This is a genomic window from Mesorhizobium sp. C372A (assembly GCF_030323245.1).
GTDB lineage: Bacteria > Pseudomonadota > Alphaproteobacteria > Rhizobiales > Rhizobiaceae > Mesorhizobium.
The window spans coordinates 5,029,233-5,049,760 of record NZ_CP100475.1 but is presented as its reverse complement, the minus strand read 5'-3'; the positions used below and the strand labels follow the sequence as shown (position 1 = coordinate 5,049,760).

Genomic DNA, 20,528 nt, shown 5'->3' with positions numbered 1-20,528 from the left:
CAACTTGTGGTTTTGGAGGGTCGTCTATCTGTTAAGCGCGGCGAAATAGGCCTTTTCGATTTCGGCGGCCATCACATCGGCGCCGAATCGCGCCTTGAGGCTGGCCGTATCGGGCATGACGCGCCGGTAGGCGTCGAGATCGCGCAGCGCTTCACCCACCTTGTCGCCGAGTTGGCGCGGATCGGGACGGATCAGGGCAGGGGATCCCTCACCGAAGATTTCGGGAATGCCGCCGACGGCCGTGGCGATCATCGGCCTGCCGGCCGCTAGCGTCTCCAGAACGATATAGGGCATGGCTTCCGCGCGGGAGGGGACGACGACCAGATCGGCCAGCGAAAATGCCTCCCTGGCTGGCATAGGCGGCAAGAAGCGGACCTGTTTTTCGAGGCCCAGCCGTTTCACCTGCGCATGGTAGCGCGGCAGGTCGTCGCCATCGCCGACCATGACCGCGGTCAAGCGGCGCTCAAGCTGGGACCCGGCCAGCACCAGCGCCTCGATGAAAATGTCAGGCCCTTTGAGGTCGCGCATCATGCCGATGTAGAGCAGGTCGGCTGCGTCGGGCTGTGCGACCACCGGTTCGAACTCGGCGGCGCGCAGGCCGTTATAGACCAGCGTGTTCGGGATAGGCGGTTCGCCGACCTTCCTGCGATAGGTGCGCCGCTCATAGTCGGAGACGAACAGCAGGCAGTCGGTGAAGCGCGCCATGAAGCGCTCGAGCGCGAAGAACAGCTTCCCGGTCGTCGTCGTTTCGTCATAGTGGAGGGAGCCGCCATGCGGCGAATAGAGGCGGGCTACGCGAGACCTAGATACCCGCAACAATGAGCCGAACAGACGGGCATAGGCGCCACCTTTGGCGCCGTGCCCGTGCAACACGTCCGGCCGCAATTCCTTGATGATTCGATAGGTACGCCAGGCCGAGGCGAAGTCGCCCGGCCCGACATGGCGCTGCATCGGCGTGCGATGGATGCCGAGCGCCAGGCTGTCCTTCATCTGGTCGAACAGGCGTTCCTCGTATTCGCCGCCGGTGGTCGAATCGCAGACGATGCCGACAACATGTCCGGCGGCGAGCTGGGCCTCCGTCAGGTCGCGCACATGCCGGAAGATCCCGCCGACGGGTGAGCGAAAGCAGTGGACGATCCTGAGCTGGTCCGCCACGTTGATGTCAGAACAGGCGTTCGCGAACGTAGACCGTGTCGCCCGGCAGCAGCGGATCGGAGGTAACCACCCGGCCTGTCATCACCTTGCCGTTGATGTCGCGGGTGATGTCGACGCTTTCCTGGTTGGCGCGCGGCGAGAAACCGCCGGCAATCGCGATGGCCTTCTGCACGGTGAGGCCCGGCACGTAGGAATACTGGCCGGCGGCGCCCACTTCGCCCATGACGAAGATCGGCCGGTAGCGATCGATCTCGACCGACACGTCGGGGTCGCGCAGATAGCCTTGGCGCAGTTTGTCGGCGAGCGCTTTTTCCAGCTGCTGGGCCGTGTGGCCGCGCGCCGGCACCGCGCCGACCAGCGGGAAGGACATGTAGCCGGACTGATCGACACTGTAGGTGTTGGTCAGACCGTCCTGTTCGAACACGGTGACGCGGACACGGTCGCCGGCGCCGAGCCGATAGGGCTGGTCGAGTACCTCGTGGAAGGCCGCCGGCGTCGGCCGGTAGCTGGAGCAGCCGGCGAGCATCGACACGGCCAGCAGAGCGCGAAACAGACCAGCAGCGCTTTTCATGATCGGACACACACCTTCGTCGCTATGGCCGCCAGGACACGGCGGCAAACCTTAAGGATCTGGGTTCGTTATCATCCTGTTAGGGTTAATGGCCGGTAAAGGGACGCGGCCGATTTGGCGGCAATCGACAAAAAGCCGTATAGTTTTGCTGGCTTTGTTTACCGGATGTCAGCAAACCCTAACAGCTGCTTACCGCGATCTTAACGGCTGAGTTACCATAGTTGTTTACGCTACCATCTAGCCTCATGTCCGGAGCAGGAATGCATGTCCGACCAGTCCGCGGCCGCAGATGTCGATGTCGACCTGAGACAGCTCTTCGCCAGCCTGGCGCGGAACTGGCTGCGCATTCTTGTGATCACGCTTCTCGTCACTGGTCTCGCCTTCGCGTTCGCGTGGCTTGCCACGCCGCATTATAAGGCCACGACGCAGCTGAAAATCCAGTTGAGCGAATCGGCCTATACGCGGCCTGCCGGCACCAATGAAGACGACAAACCTGTGCTCGATGCGGAAGGTGTAGCAACCGAGGTTCAGGTCATTTCCTCGTCCGACATTCTCAAGCAGGTGGCTGCCGACCTTAAGCTGGGCGACAAGCCCGAGTTCAACTATGCGCTCGGCATGTCGCCGGTCACCCGGCTCCTGGTCATTGCCGGGCTGAAGAGCGATCCGGAAGAAATTCCGCTCGAAGAGCGCGTGCTGACGAAGATGCGCGACAAGCTCAATGTTTATGGCGTGGAAAAGACCCGCGTCATCGCCGTCGAATTTTCCTCTGAAGATCCCCAGCTTGCCGCTGACATTCCGAACGCCATCGCCAAGGCCTACCTGGCCTATCAGGCGGACGCCAAGACCAAGTCGAACGCCGCCGCGACCGCCTTCCTCGGGCCGGAAATCGACGATCTGCAGAAGCAGGTCAGGGATGCAGAGGCCAAGGTCGCGGCCTTCCGTTCCGCCCAGTCGGACCTGTTGATGGGCGGCAACAATTCGGTGCTGGCGACACAGCAATTGTCCGAGCTATCGACCGAACTGTCGCGTGTGCGCGCCAGCCGCGCTTCGGCCGAGGCGACGGCCGAAAGGGTGCGCCAGGCTTTGCAGAATGGCGGTTCGCTGGACGCTGTACCCGAAGTGCTGTCTTCCGATCTGATCCAGCGGCTGCGTGAGCGTCAGATCGAGCTCAGAACCAACATCGCCGATCTTTCCACCACCTTGCTCGACAACCATCCGCGCCTGCGGGCGATGAGGTCGCAGCTAGCCGATCTTGACGGTCAGATCCGCAACGAGGCGCAAAAGATCATGCGCGGGTTGCTGACGCAGGCGCAGACCGCCCAGGCGCGCGAAAACCAGCTGATATCGGACGTCAACAAGCTGAAAGCGGCGTCGTCGCGCGCCGGCGAGGAGCAGGTCCAGCTGGATGCGCTGCAGCGTGAGGCGAACGTCCGGCGCCAGCAGCTTGAATCCTATATGGCGAGCTTCCGCGAAGTGTCCTCGCGCAAGAATTACCTGCCGGTCGATGCCAGCGTGTTTTCCGAGGCGCGCGTGCCGTCGGAACCCTATTTCCCCAAGCTCGTGCCGATCGTCGGCGCTGCCTTCGTCGGCTCGCTGCTGCTGATGTCGGTCATCACGCTTCTGCAGGAGCTGTTTTCCGGCCGCGCCATGCGCCCGGCGCCCGGCGCCCGCTTGGACCGCATCGAACAGGTTGCGATGCCGGCAATGTCGGCGCCGGTCGTCGACCCGGAACCGGCCGCAGTCGTGGCCGAGGAGGTGGTCGATCAGCGGACGGCCATGGAGTCTGAACTGGCGCCCGAGCCGGAGCAGGAGCCGGCTCCTTCAGTGCTGGAAGGAGCAGCGGCTGCCGATCCAGAACCGCAATCCGAACCCGAGCGGGTACGCTCCAGCCTTGGCGAGATCGATGTCGAGAAGGCGGCGGAAAAGCTGATCGCCAGCGGTGCTGCGCGCGCCATCTTCGTCTCGCCCGAAGGCGATGAGGCCGCCGCCTCGGCAGTGCTGGTAGCGCGCGAAGTCTCCGACGCCGGCCTGCGCGTGCTGCTGCTCGATCTCACGGCGTCAGGTGCCGCCTCGCGGCCGATGCTGGACAGCGGACTTTTCCCCGGCATCACCAATCTGCTGGCTTCGGAAGCGCAGTTCAGCGACGTCATTCACGCTGACCTCTATTCCGACTGCCATGTCGTTCCCGTCGGCACCGCCGATCCGGTTCGCGCCATGCGCGCCGCCGACCGGCTGCCAATCATCATGCAGTCGCTGACCACCGCCTATGATCTGGTCATCGTCGAATGCGGACCGGCCGATGCGCAAGGCATCAGCCGACTGGTCGGCGACAGCACCGAGGTCTTCATGTCCATGCTGCAGGCGGACGATGAGGTGGCGCAGGCCGCCGTCGAGCTGATCGAAAGCGGCTATCCCGACCTCACTCTGGTGACGCCGATCGGCCACGAGACGCCGGGTAACCCCGTGCCGGGACGACGTAGCGCCGCCTGAGACATCAGACAATTCGACTTAGGCGGCGCTACTACGGATCGGCTCGTCCATCGCCCGCCGGCTCCCGAAAAACCAAGCCTGTCAGCCGGCGCCGGGATCTACCCCAACTCCAGGGTCGTCACGCCAAATATTCGGCGCGAGTCGACCTTCGGAGGCGGGCCCTTGTACATGCGCGTGGTGGTGAAGGTCGGCCTGAAACCAATCGCTGCAAGCGCCTTGGTGAAATCGAAATTTTCGGCAGGAACGTCGATATGCAGGTCGCCACCTTCGCATGCGGCAGCCAGACTGCCCATGAGCTGCATCGCCGTCTCGGTGTCGTCGGCAAACAGCGGGCCGATCTTGTAACCCGAACGGCAGGGACGAGCCACGGCGTAGCCTATGGTGCCGAGTGAACTGATCGCGGCGAACCCGCAATGCGGCGGCTGCGCCCAGCGGTGCAGGAAGGCTCGTCGAGGCGCGGGGAAACAGCGGGCGTCATAGACGATGATGTCGGGCACGAGTTGCGTGGTTATCATGCGCACCCCTTCGCTTCGGACGGGCGGGGTCGCGATACGGCCGCTGAAGCGGATGGTTTCGTACGCCGAGCTGAATCCCGTGCGGCGATAATTCGCCAGCTGCGCGGCGACCCCGTCGAGGCCGACCGTTCGGCCGGCCAGCCTGGCCATGCCCGCATTCCAGACTGCTTTGCCATGGCCTTTGCCGCGCATGTCTGGTCGGCAGATGTAGAGACCGATGAAACCGAAGTTGCCGCCATAGGCGACAGCCGAGATGGCGGCGGTCATCTCGTTGTCGACAAAAGCGCCGATGAACCCTTCAGGATCGGTTGGCCGGAACGCGGCGGCATCGTCAAGGCCAGGGTTCCAGCCTTCAGCCGCCGCCCAGTCGATGAGAACGGTCAGTTCCGGCGGAGACAATGCGCGGACGGTAGGCTTCATAGCGTTCACTCCGCGGCGACCACCCCCGGCGAGAAGGATTTCAGCACGCCGCGATAGGGCTTGGCCAGCGGACTGGCATAGGAGCCGCGCTTCGAGGTCGACAGGCCCAATGCGATCAGCGCCTCGGCCTGTTTGAGGGCGGCGCCGACGCCGTCGATGACGGGCAGGTCGAACTCTTGCTGCAACCGGTGTGCCAGGTCGGCCATGCCGGCGCAGCCGAGCACGATGGCCTCGGCGCGGTCTTCCGCTATGGCGCGGGCGATCTCGGCGCGCAGTTTCTCGACAGCGCCGGAAGCAGCGTCTTCAAGCGAGAGTACGGGAATGTCGGCGGCGCGCACGCGGGTACGCCCGGCCATGCCATAGCGCTGCACCAGCCCCTCGACAGGGACACGCGAGCGTTCGGTGGTCGTCACCACTGTGAAGCGCTGGGCAATGTAGGAGGCGACACTGAGTGCGGCCTCGCAGATGCCGATGACCGGAATGGAGGCCATGGCGCGTGCCGCATCCAGGCCGGTATCGTCGAAGCAGGCGATGATGGCGGCCTGAGCCCCGGCACGTTCGCCGGCGGCGATCTCCATCAAAAGGCCGGGCACGGCCAATGCCTCGTCATAATAGCCCTCGATCGAGGCCGGGCCCATCGAGGAGGTGACCGCGATCACCTCGGTCCCGGCGCCGGCAACGCCGCGCGCCGCCGCCGCGATCGTCTCGGTCATGCTCGCCGTCGTGTTGGGGTTCACCACCAGTATCTGCACAATCAAACCCTGGCCCGCCTGCGGCCAACATAGAGGATGGCGCCCAGTGTGGCCAGGATCACCAGGAAGGAGAACACGGTGGTCACCGTGCCCAGCGCGTAGAGCACCGGCGTCGTGACATTGGTGGTCATGCCGTAGATCTCGAGCGGCAGCGTGTTGAAGGTGCCCGACGTCATCAGCGTGCGGGCGAACTCGTCATAGGACAGCGTGAAGCCGAACAGGCCGACGCCGATCAGGCTCGGCGCGATCATCGGCAGCACGACATGGGCGAAGGTCTGCCAGGAGTTGGCGCCCAGGTCACGCGCGGCTTCCTCATAGGCGGGCGAGAAGCGGTTGAAGACGGCGAACATGATGAGCACGCCGAAGGGCAAGGTCCAGGTCAGGTGCGCGCCGAAGGCCGATGTGTACCAGGCCGGGCGGAAGCCGACCTGCTGGAAGACGACGCCGATGCCGAGCGAAATGATGATCGAGGGTACTACGAGGCTGGCGACCGCCAGGTAGAACAAAGCGGTGGCGCCACGAAATTTTTGCCGGAAAGCGAGCCCTGCCAGCAGCGACACGACGACGGTGACGATCATCACCATAAGGCCGAGCACGAGCGAGCGCTTGAAGCTGCCGCCGAAATCGCCGACCGCCTGGCGCTCGAACAGATTGGCGAACCAGTGCAGCGACACGCCATTGAGCGGGAAGGTGAGGCCGCCGGTCTCGCCTTGGAAAGAAAGGATCAGGATCGCCGACAGCGGGCCGTAGAGGAACAGCACGAACAGAGTGAAGAAGACCGCAAGCACATAGAATTCGAGGGTGCGTTTTTCGTGGCTCACCTCAAAGCTCCTTGCGGATGTCGACGATGCGCAGGATGCCCGCGACCATCAACAGTACCAACACCAGCAACACTACGGCATTGGCGGCGGCTGCGGGATACTGCAGCAGCGACATCTGGTTCTTCATCATCAGTGCGACCGACGCGCTCTGGCCGCCCGACATCACCTGCACAGTGGAGAAATCGGCCATCACCAGCGTGACGACGAAGATGGTGCCGATCGCCATGCCGGGCTTGGCCAGCGGGATGACGACGTTCCACAAGACCTGCCAGCCGGACGCGCCGGCATCGCGCGCGGCCTCGACCAGCGAGCGGTCGATGCGCATCAACGTGTTGAAGATCGGCGTTACCATGAACAGCGTGTAGAGATGCACCATGGCCAGCACCACGGCGAATTCCGAATAGAGCAGCCATTCGATGGGTTTTGGCACCAGCCCCAACTGCACCAGCGTCGAGTTGATCAACCCGTTGCGGCCAAGCACCGGGATCCACGAGATCATGCGGATGATGTTGGAGGTCAGGAACGGCACCGTGCAGACAAGGAACAGCACCATCTGCATGGCGGTGGTGCGGATATGGAAGGCGAGGAAATAGGCGACCCAGAAGCCGATGAACAAGGTCAGAGCCCAGACGATGGCAGCGAATTTGATGGTGTTGAGATAGGTCTTCCAGGTGACCCATGATCCCAGCACGTCGGAATAGTTCGTCGTCAGGAAATCCGGATACATGGCGGCGAAGTCATAATCCCAGAAGGAGACGACGACGATCATGATGATTGGCAAGAGCAGGAACGCACCGAGGATGAGCGCCAGCGGCGCCGATTGCAAATAGGGCGTGACGGCGCCAAGGGAGACGCGGCGGCGTCTGGCGGGCTTGGCTGCTGCGATGGCGGGGCGTTCGAGCGCGACTGTCATTGGGAAAATCCTCCGCGTGATCGCGATGACTTGCGATCCTTCGCGCCCCCCTCTGTCCTGCCGGACATCTCCCCCACGAGCGGGGAGATCGAACTCTCATAACGGCCTTCGCCAAACTCCAACGTTGCTAACGAAGAGCCGGCCATGACGCTGCCAATCTCCCCCCAAGTGGGGGAGATGTCCGGCAGGACAGAGGGGGGCGCGAAGGATCGCAACATCACAGTGAACGCGTCCGCTCTACGCCGCGATGAATTCGTTCCAGCGCTTCACCATGTAGCGGTCCTCGTCCATGACCGAGTTCCAGCAGGCGACCTTGCCCATACGCTCTTCGAACGAGCCGCCGTCGCGCACGGCGCCGGCCTTTTCCATGACGGTGCCGTCCGGCGCCTTGATCTCGCCCTTGGCCGGCTTGCCTTCGATCCAGTAGCCCCATTCGTCCTCGGACATGAACTTCTTGGCCGAGACCATATTGGCGGAATAGTAGCCCTGGCGGTTGAGATAGCCGCCGACCCAGCCCGACGTATACCAGTTGATGTATTCGTAGGCGGCGTCGAGCTCGGCGCCCTTGAGATGGGCGGCAAGGCCAAGGCCGCCGCCCCATGAGCGATAGCCCTCCTTGAGCGGCTGGAAGCGGCATGCGATGCCTTTGGAGCGCACGGCAGCGACGGCCGGCGACCACATAGACTGGATGACCACTTCGCCCGATGCCATCAGGTTGACGCTCTCGTCGAACGACTTCCAGAAGGCGCGGAACTGGCCGGCCTGCTTGGCCTTGATGAGGAAGTCGATCGTCTTGTCGATCTCTTCCTTGGTCATGTTGCCCTTGTCGGCATATTTGATGCTGCCTGTGGCCTCCATGATCATGGCCGCATCCATGATACCGATGGACGGGATGTTAAGGATCGCGGTCTTGCCCTTGAAGGCCGGATCCATGATGTCGGCCCAGGTGGTGATGTCGCGGCCGACGAGGTCGGGCCGGATGCCCAGCGTATCGGCGTTGTAGATCGTCGGCACCATGGTGAACCACTTGGTCGGCGCCTTGGCGAAGGTCTTTGAGTCCTGCGCTTCGACATAGCCGACCGTGTGCGGCGCGGTGCCCTGGGCAATGATGCTGTCGGGCGTCAGCTTGCCGGTTTTGAACAACGGCACCAGCTCGTCGTAGTATTTCAGCTTACTGACATCCATCGGCTGCAGCACGCCGCTCGGGAACACCTTCTTGCAGATCCAGTATTCGATGTCGGCGATGTCATAGCTGTCGGGCTGGGTCACGGCGCGCTGGGCGGCCGCGTCGGAATCGGTCGCCGTCATTTCCAGCGTGATGCCGAGGTCGGCCTTGCACTTGTCGGCGATCGCGTTCAGGTTCGAAACGCCGGTGCCGAACTGGCGCAGCGTGATGTTGGACTGCGCCCAGATGGTCGGGAAGCCTGTAATGGCGCCCGAGCCTGCGGCGAGGCCGACGGCGGCCGCACCTGTCTTGAGCAACGAACGTCGCGAAATTCCGGTCTTTGTTTCTACTGTTTTTGTCATTCCTATTCCCCTGTTTTGTTTTGCTTCGTTGAATTCATGAATGAAGGCGGCCGAGGACGATGGCGTCCTCGGAATCCCAGGCGAGCGGTACGGCGTCGCCAAGGGCGACGGGTTTGGCGAAGAAGTCGGAATCGTCGATGATAACGGTGAAATCGTCGATGCCGCCGCCGGTGACCGACAGCTTCACCGTGGCGCCGCGATATTCGATGTTGGAGACGATGCCGGTGAAGCCGAGGCCGGGAGAGGGTGCTTCGCCGATGCGCACATGGTCGGTGCGGATGGCGATGTCGATCGGCGTGCCCACCTCCTGGCCCGCCTCCCGGCCTTGCCCGCGGGCGGCGAGCGAGGCGCCACCATTGACGTCGAAGACGACCATGCCGTCGCGCGCGCCGGTAACCCGGCCGGAGATGACATTGTGGTCACCCATGAAGCGCGCGACGAAGGCGGTGGCCGGCCTTTCGAACACATCTCGCGGCGGCGCCGCCTGTTCGATGCGGCCGTCATTCATCACCACGATCAGGTCCGCCAAGGCCATGGCCTCTTCCTGGCTGTGGGTGACGTGGACGAAAGTGATGCCAAGCGAGGTCTGCAATTTCTTCAGCTCGGCGCGCATGCGTATCTTCAGGAACGGGTCGAGTGCCGACAGCGGCTCGTCGAGCAGCAGCGCCTCGGGATCGGTGATCAGAGCGCGGGCGAGTGCAACACGCTGCTGCTGGCCGCCGGAAAGCTGCGCCGGCCGGCGCGTCGCATAGGCCTCCATCTGCATCAGCTTGAGCATGTCGAGCGCCTTGGCACGGCGCTGCTCCTTGTCGACGCCCTTCATCTTCAGGCTGAAGGCGACATTGTCGACAAGGTCGAGATGCGGAAACAGCGCATAGGACTGGAACATCATCGCCGTGCCACGCTTTGCCGGCGGCAAGTCGGTGACGACGATGTTGCCGAGGCGGACATCGCCCGACGAAATGCTTTCGTGGCCGGCGATCATGCGCAGCGTCGAGGTCTTGCCGCAGCCGGAGGGGCCAAGCAGGCAGCAATAGGTGCCTGCCGGTATCTTCAGGCTGATGGCCTCGACGGCAGTCGTCGTTCCGTACACTTTCGAAACGGAGACGATGTCGATCTCGGCGGCTTTGGACATTCAGGCTTCCCCGTTTGGTCGCGTCAACCAATGCATTATGCGTGCCAATCGGCGAGATTCGGCCAAGCGTTTGAATCATCAGCAAAATCGGAATTCGTGCCCACTGCCTAGCCGGTGGGCTATCTTGTGCATTGCACAAATTATGGGCGATTGTGCGCGATCCGCGCAAGAATCGTATGCAATCTTTTTTGGCTTCGTGTCCACTTTGCCTCTCGTGCGCAGGCGACGAGTTGCGCTAGAAAGAGGCTGGGAACCATCATCGCCATGAACATTGCCGATCAGATCCATTCCGCCGACAGCGCCAACCAGGATCGCGCCCAGGCGATTCGCGACAATCTGCGGGACGCCATCGTTGACCGTCGGCTGACGCCCGGCACCAAGCTGTCGGAAGGCGAGGTCGGCACGCTGTTCGACGTCTCGCGCACGGTCGCGCGCGCGGCGCTGCAGATGCTGTCCTTCGAGGGGCTGGTGCGTACCGAGCGCAACCGTGGCGCCTTCGTCGCCAACCCTACGCCCGAGGAAGCGCGCCAGGTGTTCGCATCGCGCCGGCTGATCGAGCCGGGCATCGCCATTGCCGCCTGCGGGCGGGTCACAGCCACCGATATCGCTGCGTTCCGCGCGCAGCTCGACGAGGAAGGCCGCTTCATCGCCGAGCGCGGCCCAACCGCGCGGCGCTCCGAAATCAAGGCATCAGGCGATTTCCACCTGCTGCTCGCCTCCGTCGCCGGCAATGCCATCCTGCAGCGCTTCATGGAGGAGCTGGTGGCGCGTTCGTCGCTGGTGATCGCCCTTTACGGACGATCCGGCGTGTCGGCCTGCGGACACAGTGAGCACACGGAAATGGTCGGCGCGCTGGAAAGCGGCGATTGCGGGTTGGTGAGCCGGCTGATGCTGCACCATATCGACCACATCGAGGCGGATCTCGACCTGCGGGTCAGGGCCGGCCCGGCGCTCCGCGAAGCGCTGAATTTCTGAACGCTAGTTTTCGTCGTCCGTGGGAGCGGGCGCTGCCTGTCCGGCGGCCTTGCGGCGCAGCATCTTGGTCAGCTTCCAGACCGTCGGGTTGTTCTTGATGAAGGCTTTCGCCCGTGCGCCCTGCCGCAGCGCCGACGCCAGGGCGCGTCCCTTCAGCGTCAGGGGCGCCAGCACCTCGAAATGCTGGGTCTCGATATCGCACCAGAGCCGCTTGTAGGGCTCGTCGCCGACCGAGAAATCATAGACATCGAAGCCTGTTTGGCAGGCTTCCTCGATGATGTCGAAGAAAAGGAAATCGCCGGGGCTGGTGTGGCCGAGATCGTCCTCGGCGATGGCGCCGAATTCGCAGATCAGGCGTTTGCCCGAGCGGCTCGAGCCGGTGATTGCGCGCAGCTTGCCGGCCACTTCGAGCCCATGCAGCACAAAGGCCGGTTTCTCCTCGGCCAGCGCGCCGGCGAAGAGGGCACGGAAGAAAGCCCGCACCTCCGGCTCGCCGAAGACATTGGCGATGCCCATCTTGGCGAAGCGGAACTCCTTCATCTCGAAGAAAGCGTCGAGCAGCCGGTTCACGTCTTCGGGTGTCTGCGCCTCGATGCGGCGATGAACGCCGACCGCCTCGAACTTGCGTGTCTGCGAACGGTGCTTCTTGCGCTTGCGCTTGCCGCCCACACGCGACAGCAGCGCATCGAAACCACCGTCGAGATTGACGGCGAGCGACAGGTTTGGGCTCGGAAAGTTGGAGAACGCCGCCAGCGGATTGGCAACGCCATCGAGGTCGGGCAGAAGCCTTTCCAAGGCAACGAGATCGATGTCGGGACGCGCCTTGCCGATCGCCGTCACCAGCCTGCGGATCCCCCCGGCATCGGCCTTTGCCAGCCATGCCGGATCGGCGGCGGCGAAATTGCCGTTGGCATGGCGCCCGCCCATGAAGCGGGCGACGCGGAATGGACCAGTTCGCGTGATTTCCAGTGCCAGTGCAAAGACCGGCCTGTCCTCGATTGTCAGCGTGGCAATGACGGCATCGGGATTGGCCTGCGCCGTCCAGGCACGAACCCAGGCCGCGCTTTGCGCCGGCGCAAACAGCGCCGAACGGCAGAATTCGCCGTAAGAGGCGAGCGCGGCAGCATCTGCGATCGACACCGACAGACTGGTCTGGTCGGCATCCGGCGTGCGCGCAGACGCCTTGCTTGCGGCGAGCCGATTGCCGTCAAATGACGCGGTGGCGTCAACCATACCTCAATCCTTAAGGCGTATTCGTCGCGATCAGGAGTTCGCGTCGGCGCGTTCCGTGCTTGGATCGAGCCTAGGCGCAAAAGGTGAATGAATGATCGACGGTGGTGAGGCAGTTCGGAAACTGGCGCTTAATATCGCCCGCTTTACCGGCCTTGCACCGCTGGCCAAGCCGTTCGTCGGCGGCATTGGCGCAATCCTCATGTTGCATCGGGTCACCGCCACGCCGGAGAAGCCGGACGGCGTCAACCGCCACCTCAACATCGCCCCGCGATTTCTCGACGCTCTCGTCGCCGACATGAAGGCGAGGGGCTATGCCTTCGTCACCCTCGACGAGGCGATCGAGCGCATCAAGGCCGGCGGCAAGGACGGCCAGTTCGCCACCATCACCGCCGACGACGCCTATCGCGACAACATGACCGAAGCGCTGCCAGTGCTGGAAAAGCACGACGCGCCGATCACCATCTATGTCGCGCCGGGTCTGATCGACGGCAGCGCCGATTTATGGTGGGACGTGGTCGAGGATATCGTCAACGCGCGGGAGCGTTTGACGCTGGCGATGCCGAAGGGGCCGGTGACCATCGACTGCTCGACCCACGGCAAGAAACTCCACGCCAATGCGCGTCTGCATGCCTATCTGACGCTCGAGGTGCGCGAGGAGGATCAGCGCGCCGTGCTGCGCGATCTGGCGCGCTCGAACGGCATCGACCTCGATGGCTTGCGCCCAAGCACGCTAATGACCTGGGACGATATCCGCGCCGTGGCCGGGCACAGGCTGGTGACGATCGGCGCGCATACGGTCAACCACCGCAATCTGAAGCGGCTCGACGAAGCCGATGCGCGCCATGAAATCGTCGACGTCAGGCGCCAGCTGCAGGCGCAGCTCGGCGAAGACCCACGTCATCTCGCTTACCCCTATGGTTACGCCAGCGCTGTCGGCTGCCGCGAAGTGGGCTTTGCCCGCGACGCCGGCTACGCCTCGGCGGTGACCACTCGCCACGGCGTGCTGCACGCCGAGCACGCCGGCTTCCTGCACGCGCTGCCGCGCATTTCGGTCAACGGCCGCTACCAGAGTGTCGCCCATATCCGCACCATGTTGTCGGGCGTGACGACGCCGCTGGCCAATGCCGGCAAAATGGTCGTCACCATCTAACCTGGGTCGGGCGCTTCAGCCTTTCGGCGGCGGCTCCAGGATCAGCCATTTGATGATGCCCATCGCAGGCAGCACCCAGAACAGGCCGCTGAACAGGAAAAACAGGAAATGCACCAGCGGGCTGGATTGCGACAGCTGCGCGACCGCTATGATCGACGCGACCAGCGCATAGATGATGACAAGCGCCACCAGCAGGAAGGTTCCGATCAGCTTTTTCAGGCGGATGGGCATGAGCGTTCTCGTTGATCGCCTCCGCTTAGGCCCAACCGGGGGCGCGTGCAACCCGTGACTTGCGGCGCGACGGCGTGCCGCGCCGTCCGGTCTTGTCAGCCGGGTTGCGATGGTTCACCAATCCGCCACGTCAACCTGCCGGGACCAGCCCATGGCCGCCATATCAGCCGCCGCGCCTTACATTGACCGCGATCGCGATCTGCAAAACCGGGCTCTGCTGCGCGGCTGGCTTTATGTCGTGCTTCTGGTGCTGTTTGCGCTGGTGCTGGTTGGCGGCGCCACCAGGCTCACCAATTCCGGCCTGTCGATTACCGAGTGGAAGCCGATCCACGGTGTGATACCGCCGCTCAATGACGCGGAGTGGCAGGAGGAATTCCAGCTCTACCAGAAGATTCCGCAATATGCCGAGCTCAACAAGGGCATGAGCCTCGATGCCTTCAAGTCGATCTTCTGGTGGGAGTGGGCGCACCGTATCCTGGCGCGCAGTGTCGGCCTGGTCTTCGGCCTGCCGTTGCTGGTCTTGTGGGCGACGCGCCGCATCGAGCGCGGCCTTGGGCCAAAGCTGGTCGGTATTCTGCTGCTTGGTGGCCTGCAAGGCGCCATCGGCTGGTGGATGGTGGCCTCCGGCCTGGTCGACCGCGTCTCCGTCAGCCAGTACCGGCTGGCCACGCATTTGACGCTTGCCGCCCTGATCTTCACTGCCACCATGGTGGTCGCGCGCGGGCTGGCGCCGCATTCGGAGCCTGCCGCCGACCGGCCGACACAAAGGCTGGCCGGCTTCATCGTGCTGCTGGCGCTGATCCAGATCTATCTCGGCGGCCTGGTCGCAGGGCTCGACGCCGGCCTGAGCTACAACACCTGGCCGCTGATGGACGGCAAGGTGATCCCGTCAGATTTGCTTCTGCTCGAGCCGGCCTGGCGCAACTTGTTCGAGAACCCGAAGACGGTGCAGTTCGTCCACCGACTGGGCGCCTACACGGTCTTTGCCGTCGCGCTCTGGCACATGATCGCGACACGCCGGCGTTTACCAGGCACGACACACGCACGCCGCGCGACGCTGCTGTTTCTGCTGGTGCTGGTCCAGGCCTCGATCGGCATCGGCACGCTGCTGATGCAGGTGCCGCTGCACATGGCGCTGACCCATCAGGCCTTCGCGCTTGTCCTGCTGGGATTTGCCGCCGCCCACTGGCGCGGCACCAAAGGCGCCTATCCACTGCCAACGCGGCCGCCCATGAACGCAGGTACATCGTCTACGGTGTCTTGGCCGTCGCAATAATCTATTTCGCGAACGAACTGCCTCGCTACGTCTAACGCGCGAGGCTGCGCCGGTCAGAAGCTGAGCCGCACCTTTCGGATCACTCCCGCAACCGACAGCTCGCGGTTCTCGTCGACCGCATTCTCGTCCTCATGATGCCATGCGGCCGACAGGCAGCCATAGGCGATGGCATGGTCGAGAATGGCAGCCGGCGTCTGGCCGAGTGTCCTGGCGAAGATCTCGGCCATATGCGCGATGCGCTCGGGATCGAGGCAGAGGTCGTCGCGCCCCAGTGGGTTGTAGAACAGATTGGCGGCGTCGAAGCCGGGATCGCCGACCACGCCCTTCGGGTCGATCGCCAGCCAGCCGCGCGCACCGTGCAAAATGTTGTCGTGATGCAGGTCGCCATGCAGCGGCTTGACCGCATGCGGGGCATCGAGCAGCCGGTCCGCGATTTCGGCGGCCTCGATATAGAGGCTGTGCTCTCCGGCGTCGCGATCGGCTCCGGCCTTTTTGAACAGGCTGGCAAACCGTGTCCGCAGCGGCTGCAGGTCCGGCGGGGCAGGGTGTCTTGTGGGCGAGAACAGTCTCCCCATCAACTCGGCCGCGATTGCGGTCGCGGCGTTGTCGCCTTCTTTGGCCAGAACGTCGGAAAGCAGGGTGTCGCCGGCATATTCGAGCAGCATGCGGTGGCCGTCCCGGCCAAGCAGCCGCACCGCGCCTTCGCCGCGCCGCCATGCGAGATAGTGCTCGCCGCGCAACTCGTCCTCGACATCGTCGAATGGTTTGAGCGCCTTGACGATGGCCGGCGAGCCGTCCTCACGCCGCACCTTCCAGATGCGGCTCGAAAACGTCTCCGCAATGAGCTCGGGCGCGCTGATCTTCCAGCGCTTTGGAAATGCAGGCGCGTCCATTCAGAGCGTGATGCCGAAAAGTGTTAAGCGGTTTTCGGGCAACATGCTCTCTCCAACTGAATTAAAGGCCGAGCATCAGATCCATGTTCTGAACGGCAGCACCCGAGGCGCCCTTTCCGAGATTGTCATAGACCGCAATCAGCAGCGCCTGCGCCCTGTCGTCATTGGCAAAGACATAGACCTTCATGCGGTTGGTGCCGTTATAGACCTCGGGATTGATCTCGGGCAGGCGCTCCACGTGCTCGTAAGGAGCTACCTCGACCACGCCGCCCTTGATGGCGGCAAAATGGTCGGCGATTGCCGCGTGCAGTTCGGCGCCGACCGGCACATGGTCGAGCCCGCCGAGCTGCAGCGGCACCACTGTGATCATGCCTTGGGCGAAATTGCCGACCGCCGGCTGCATGATCGGATCGTGCGACAGCTTCGCATAGGTGCGCAGCTCCGGCACATGCTTGTGCTGCAGGGTCAGCCCATAGACCTGGAATTCAGAGGCATCCTCGCCCTTGGCGACATAGTCCTCGATCATCGGCCGGCCGCCGCCCGAATAGCCCGAAATGCCATTGACGGTGATCGGGAAATCCGCCGGCAGCAGGCCGGCGGCGACCAGCGGCCGCAGTGTCGCGATCGGTCCTTGCGGCCAGCAGCCGGGATTGGCGACGCGTTTTGCATTGGCGATGATCTTGGCCTGGCCCTTTTCCATCTCGGCAAAGCCATATTCCCAGCCCTCGGCTACGCGATGCGCCGTGGAGGCGTCGATCACCTTGGTGGTGTCGTTGGCAATCAGCGATACGCTTTCCTTGGCAGCCGCATCCGGCAGGCACAGGATGGCGACATCGGCTGCATTGAGGAACTCGGCGCGCGCCGCCGTTTCCTTGCGGCGCTCGGCCGGGATCGAGATGATCTCGAGGTCGCCGCGCTCGGCCAGCAGCGCCCGGATCTGCAGGCCGGTGGTGCCGTGTTCGCCATCGATGAAGATTTTCGGTTTCATGTGCCCGTCAATTCCCTGCTAATTCAGGCCTATATGCCCTGGCCATGGTTTGCCGCGCCATGGTTGCCGCTGTTCAGCTCTTCCGCCCGCGCTTTTCGCTCGGCCACCAGGCCGAGATAGTGCATGGCCACCATCGAGCCGGCGATCGCCGTTATATCGGCGTGATCATAGGCCGGCGCAACCTCGACGACGTCGGCGCCGACAATATCGACTTGGCCGAGCTGGCGCAGCGTCGACAGGATTTTCGCCGAGGACGGTCCGCCGGCAACCGGCGTGCCGGTGCCGGGCGCAAAGGCCGGGTCGAGGCAGTCGATGTCGAAGGTGAGATAGGTCTTCCTGCCGCCGGTGCGGTCGACGATCGCATAGGCGATGTCGGAAGCCCGCATCTCCTCGATCTCGTGACCGTAAAGGATCTTGATGCCGAACGTATCGGGGGCATGCGTGCGGATGCCGATCTGGATCGAACGATCAGGATCGATGATGCCCTCATTGACGGCGCGCCCGACGAACGAACCGTGGTCGATGCGCTTGCCATCGTCAGGCCAGGTGTCCTGATGCGCGTCGAACTGCACCAGCGCCAGCGGCCCATGGATGGCGGCATGCGCCTTGAGCAGCGGCCAGGTGACGAAATGGTCGCCGCCGAGCGACAACAGGAAGGCACCCGATTTCAGGATCTTCGCCGCCTCGCGCTCGATCGTGCCTGGTGTCTTCTGGTGATTGCCCGAATCGAGCAGGCAATCGCCATAGTCGATGACGGCGAGATGCTCGAACAGGTCGCGCGAGAACGGATATTGCGGGTCGTTGTCGAGGATCGCCGAGGCGCGGCGGATCGCCTGCGGCCCGAAGCGCGCGCCCGGCCGGTTGGTGACGGCGGCATCGAACGGAATGCCCCACACGACGGCGTCCGCGCCCTTTGCATCCTTGGTGTATTTGCGCCGCATGAACGAGAGCGCGCCGGCATAGGTCGGCTCGAAGGAAGGCCCCGTCTTGGAGCGGGCGGTGAACGCGTTGTCGATGGTCTGGTTCGCCATTACGGGTCCTTCTTTGTTCATCGGGCTGCCACAACTACAGAACCGGCACGCAAGATGCCAGTCACAGCTTGGCGAAGGACTTGTATCGCCAAGGTGCAAGGCCCGGCGGCTTCCTCTCCGGCGGCTGCGGCGATGAACTGGCGGTGCAGGCCGGCATGCCGGCCGAGACCACGGTTTCTGGGCCGAACGCGGCGCCACCATCATCCAGACCGACGAACCGAAGGCTGCCATTGGCTGGCTGGGGGCCAACGGGTTTAGGGTGCCTTATGTGGATGAGGCGAAGCCGGCCGAGCCGCGAATACGGCGAGTATCAATTAGTAATCGTACGTCGGCGCCATCACCCCACCCGGCGCTGCGCGCCGACCTCCCCATCGAGGGGAGGTAGGGCGTTGGCGCTTTAGATTCCGACAGTCGTAGCGATTGCGAGGCATGCAAGGCTGCCGCGACCTCCTACCTCCCCTCGATGGGGAGGTCGCGCCGAAGGCGCGGGTGGGGTGACAGCGCCGCCCGCAAAATCTTCACGCCGCTTTCGCCACCCCATCCAATTCCCTTAGCACATCGGCCGACAGCTCCAGTTCCGCCGCCGCCAGGTTCTCTCTCAAATGCCCGATCGACGACGTCCCCGGGATCAGCAGGATGTTCGGCGAGCGGCGCAGCAGCCAGGCGAGCGCAACCTGCAAGGGTGTGGCGCCGAGCCGCGCGGCCACATCCGACAAGGTCGACGACTGCAGCGGGCTGAAACCGCCGAGCGGGAAGAACGGCGTGTAGGCGATACCGGCGCGCGCCAGTTCATCGATCAACCCGTCGTCGTCGCGATGCGCCAGATTGTACTGGTTCTGCACGCAGACGATCTCGGCGATCCCACGGCCTTCCTCGACCTGCGCTGGGGTGACGTTGCTCAGGCCGATATGGCGCACCAGACCCTTGCGCTGCAGTTCGGCAAGCGCGGTCAACTGCGGCTCGATCGAGCCCTCGGCGGGACCCATCACCCCGAACATGATGCGCAGATTGACGACATCCAGCACCTCAAGACCGAGATTCCTGAGATTATCGTGCACGGCCTGCTCAAGTCCCTTGGCGGAATAGGCAGGCAGCCATGAGCCGTCGCTGCCGCGCCGCGCCCCGATCTTTGTGACGATGACGAGGTCTTGCGGATAGGGCGCCAGCGCTTCGCGGATCAGCTGGTTGGTGACATGCGGGCCATAATAGTCGCTGGTGTCGATGTGGTTGACCCCGGAGGCCACCGCTTCGCGCAGCACTGCAATGGCCGCGTCATGATTCTTCGGCGGACCGAAAACGTGCGGGCCGGCAAGTTGCATGGCGCCGTAGCCGAGCCGTTTCACGGTGTGGCTGCCGAGGGTGAATGTGCCGGATTTTTGGATGGTGGACATGGTCGGTCTCCTTTGAGGAGGCGAAGATAGACGCTGCTCAACCTCGGGATAATAAGGTACAATCCCTACAGCTTGTGCGGAATGGCGAACAATGATGGACCTTGGCGATCTGAACGCTTTCGTGACGGTGGCGCGTGCCGGCGGCTTTCGCGAAGGGGCTCGCGCCGGCGGCGGCAGCGCGTCGGGCCTGAGCGAAGCGGTGCGCCGCCTGGAGACGCAGCTCGGCGTCAGGCTGTTCAACCGCACGACACGCAGCGTCGTTCCGACCGACGCAGGTCTCAGCCTGCTCGGACGGCTTGGCCCGGCGCTGTCGGAGGTGGAGGCGGCCCTCGACGTGGTCAATGGCTTTCGCGACAGGCCGGCTGGTTCGCTGCGCCTCAACGTCCCGGTCAGCGCCGCGCGGCTGATATTGCCCGACATCGTTCCGGGCTTCCTCGCCGCCTATCCCGGCATTCGGCTGGAGGTCATCGCCGATGAGAACTTCGTCGACGTGCTGGCGGCGGGCTGCGACGCCGGCATCCGCTATGACGAGCGACTGGAGCAGGACATGATCGCGGTGCCGATCGGACCGCGCGTCCAGCGCTTCGCCACTGGCGCCAGCCCCGCCTATCTCGAGCGCCATGGGCGGCCGCAGCACCCGAGCGACCTGCTTGGCCATGCTTGTCTGCGCGGTCGTTTTGCCAGCGGTGCGATGCTGCCGTGGGAATTCGAGCGCGACGGCGAGGTGGTGCGTGTCGACACGACGGGGCCGTTGATCGTGCGGATCGGCGGGGCGAGCGATCTTGCCGTCCATGCGGCCATTGCCGGCAGCGGCATCGTCGCTCTCTTCGAGGGCTGGCTTCGCCCTCACTTCGAAAGCGGCGCCCTGGAGCCCGTGCTCGAACCGTGGTGGCAGAGTTTTCCCGGACCATTTCTGTACTATCCCGGACGGCGTCTGGTTCCAGCGCCGCTACGGGCGTTTATCGATTACATCAAGGCCGGCAAGTTCTGAGACTTGAACCGAGGCCGGCGCCATCACCCCACCCGGCGCTTCGCGCCGACCTCCCCATCGAGGGGAGGTA

Annotated in this window: 19 protein-coding genes and 1 pseudogene; 6 read left to right on the top strand and 14 right to left on the bottom strand. The window is 63.9% G+C overall.

Annotated features, from left to right (window positions below; all coding sequences use genetic code 11):
* Positions 1-24: 24 nt before the first annotated feature.
* Together NLY42_RS24230 and NLY42_RS24225 are read right to left on the bottom strand one after the other, a co-directional pair.
* Positions 25-1,155 carry a glycosyltransferase gene (locus tag NLY42_RS24230; RefSeq protein ID WP_023753609.1) on the bottom strand — a complete coding sequence of 377 codons (1,131 nt, stop codon included), beginning with the start codon at positions 1,153-1,155 and terminating at the stop codon, positions 25-27.
* A 7-nt stretch (positions 1,156-1,162) separates the two neighbouring features.
* Positions 1,163-1,726 (bottom strand): polysaccharide biosynthesis/export family protein, encoded by a 564-nt coding sequence (locus NLY42_RS24225; protein WP_023669390.1) that lies wholly within the window; start codon positions 1,724-1,726, stop codon positions 1,163-1,165.
* Positions 1,727-1,990: 264 nt separating this feature from the next.
* Here NLY42_RS24225 and NLY42_RS24220 point away from each other — a divergent pair, with 264 nt between their 5' ends.
* On the top strand, positions 1,991-4,216 hold the full coding sequence (locus tag NLY42_RS24220; protein ID WP_023753608.1) for a GumC family protein: 2,226 nt from the start codon (positions 1,991-1,993) through the stop codon (positions 4,214-4,216).
* A 98-nt stretch (positions 4,217-4,314) separates the two neighbouring features.
* Here the strand turns inward: NLY42_RS24220 and NLY42_RS24215 are convergent, their stop codons facing one another.
* From NLY42_RS24215 to NLY42_RS24190, 6 genes are all read right to left on the bottom strand, one after another.
* The gene (locus NLY42_RS24215) at positions 4,315-5,151 is read right to left on the bottom strand and encodes a GNAT family N-acetyltransferase (RefSeq protein WP_023705048.1); all 837 of its coding nucleotides are present in this window, start codon (positions 5,149-5,151) and stop codon (positions 4,315-4,317) included.
* 5 nt (positions 5,152-5,156) lie between these two features.
* Positions 5,157-5,903, bottom strand: a complete 747-nt coding sequence (locus NLY42_RS24210; RefSeq protein WP_023748834.1) for an aspartate/glutamate racemase family protein — start codon at positions 5,901-5,903, stop codon at positions 5,157-5,159.
* A gap of 2 nt (positions 5,904-5,905) precedes the next feature.
* Positions 5,906-6,724: an ABC transporter permease gene (locus NLY42_RS24205; RefSeq protein ID WP_023669394.1), complete on the bottom strand. Its 819-nt coding sequence runs from the start codon at positions 6,722-6,724 to the stop codon at positions 5,906-5,908.
* Between the two features lies 1 nt (position 6,725).
* On the bottom strand, positions 6,726-7,637 hold the full coding sequence (locus NLY42_RS24200; protein ID WP_023697429.1) for an ABC transporter permease: 912 nt from the start codon (positions 7,635-7,637) through the stop codon (positions 6,726-6,728).
* A 237-nt stretch (positions 7,638-7,874) separates the two neighbouring features.
* Positions 7,875-9,164: an ABC transporter substrate-binding protein gene (locus NLY42_RS24195; protein ID WP_023682324.1), complete on the bottom strand. Its 1,290-nt coding sequence runs from the start codon at positions 9,162-9,164 to the stop codon at positions 7,875-7,877.
* 34 nt (positions 9,165-9,198) lie between these two features.
* On the bottom strand, positions 9,199-10,299 hold the full coding sequence (locus tag NLY42_RS24190; RefSeq protein ID WP_023689478.1) for an ABC transporter ATP-binding protein: 1,101 nt from the start codon (positions 10,297-10,299) through the stop codon (positions 9,199-9,201).
* 264 nt (positions 10,300-10,563) lie between these two features.
* Here NLY42_RS24190 and NLY42_RS24185 point away from each other — a divergent pair, with 264 nt between their 5' ends.
* Positions 10,564-11,274, top strand: coding sequence for a GntR family transcriptional regulator (locus tag NLY42_RS24185; protein WP_023697427.1), 711 nt, complete (start codon positions 10,564-10,566; stop codon positions 11,272-11,274).
* A gap of 3 nt (positions 11,275-11,277) precedes the next feature.
* On the opposite strand, the gene NLY42_RS24180 is transcribed toward NLY42_RS24185, so the two are convergent.
* Positions 11,278-12,507, bottom strand: a complete 1,230-nt coding sequence (locus NLY42_RS24180; RefSeq protein ID WP_023753607.1) for a GNAT family N-acetyltransferase — start codon at positions 12,505-12,507, stop codon at positions 11,278-11,280.
* 91 nt (positions 12,508-12,598) lie between these two features.
* Between NLY42_RS24180 and NLY42_RS24175 the strand changes: the two genes are divergently transcribed.
* The gene (locus NLY42_RS24175) at positions 12,599-13,657 is read left to right on the top strand and encodes a polysaccharide deacetylase family protein (protein WP_023753606.1); all 1,059 of its coding nucleotides are present in this window, start codon (positions 12,599-12,601) and stop codon (positions 13,655-13,657) included.
* A gap of 15 nt (positions 13,658-13,672) precedes the next feature.
* Here NLY42_RS24175 and NLY42_RS24170 read toward each other — a convergent pair whose 3' ends face one another.
* Positions 13,673-13,888, bottom strand: coding sequence for a DUF2842 domain-containing protein (locus NLY42_RS24170; protein WP_023669401.1), 216 nt, complete (start codon positions 13,886-13,888; stop codon positions 13,673-13,675).
* 151 nt (positions 13,889-14,039) lie between these two features.
* Here NLY42_RS24170 and NLY42_RS24165 point away from each other — a divergent pair, with 151 nt between their 5' ends.
* Positions 14,040-15,164 (top strand): COX15/CtaA family protein, encoded by a 1,125-nt coding sequence (locus NLY42_RS24165; RefSeq protein WP_023697425.1) that lies wholly within the window; start codon positions 14,040-14,042, stop codon positions 15,162-15,164.
* A 53-nt stretch (positions 15,165-15,217) separates the two neighbouring features.
* Here NLY42_RS24165 and NLY42_RS24160 read toward each other — a convergent pair whose 3' ends face one another.
* From NLY42_RS24160 to speB, 3 genes are all read right to left on the bottom strand, one after another.
* Positions 15,218-16,057 carry an aminoglycoside phosphotransferase family protein gene (locus tag NLY42_RS24160; RefSeq protein ID WP_023739331.1) on the bottom strand — a complete coding sequence of 280 codons (840 nt, stop codon included), beginning with the start codon at positions 16,055-16,057 and terminating at the stop codon, positions 15,218-15,220.
* Between the two features lie 61 nt (positions 16,058-16,118).
* Positions 16,119-17,045 carry an N-acetyl-gamma-glutamyl-phosphate reductase gene (gene argC, locus NLY42_RS24155; protein WP_023700521.1) on the bottom strand — a complete coding sequence of 309 codons (927 nt, stop codon included), beginning with the start codon at positions 17,043-17,045 and terminating at the stop codon, positions 16,119-16,121.
* Between the two features lie 29 nt (positions 17,046-17,074).
* Positions 17,075-18,076: an agmatinase gene (gene speB / locus NLY42_RS24150; RefSeq protein ID WP_023669405.1), complete on the bottom strand. Its 1,002-nt coding sequence runs from the start codon at positions 18,074-18,076 to the stop codon at positions 17,075-17,077.
* A 98-nt stretch (positions 18,077-18,174) separates the two neighbouring features.
* Between speB and NLY42_RS24145 the strand changes: the two are divergent.
* Positions 18,175-18,394, top strand: a pseudogene (locus NLY42_RS24145) (glycerophosphodiester phosphodiesterase family protein); the annotation flags it as partial.
* Positions 18,395-18,594: 200 nt separating this feature from the next.
* On the opposite strand, the gene NLY42_RS24140 reads toward NLY42_RS24145, so the two are convergent.
* Positions 18,595-19,467: an aldo/keto reductase family oxidoreductase gene (locus tag NLY42_RS24140; protein ID WP_023753605.1), complete on the bottom strand. Its 873-nt coding sequence runs from the start codon at positions 19,465-19,467 to the stop codon at positions 18,595-18,597.
* Positions 19,468-19,558: 91 nt separating this feature from the next.
* On the opposite strand from NLY42_RS24140, the gene NLY42_RS24135 reads away from it, so the two are divergent.
* Complete coding sequence (locus NLY42_RS24135; protein ID WP_023693291.1) at positions 19,559-20,458, top strand: LysR family transcriptional regulator; 900 nt, start codon at positions 19,559-19,561, stop codon at positions 20,456-20,458.
* The last annotated feature ends 70 nt before the right edge of the window (positions 20,459-20,528 follow it).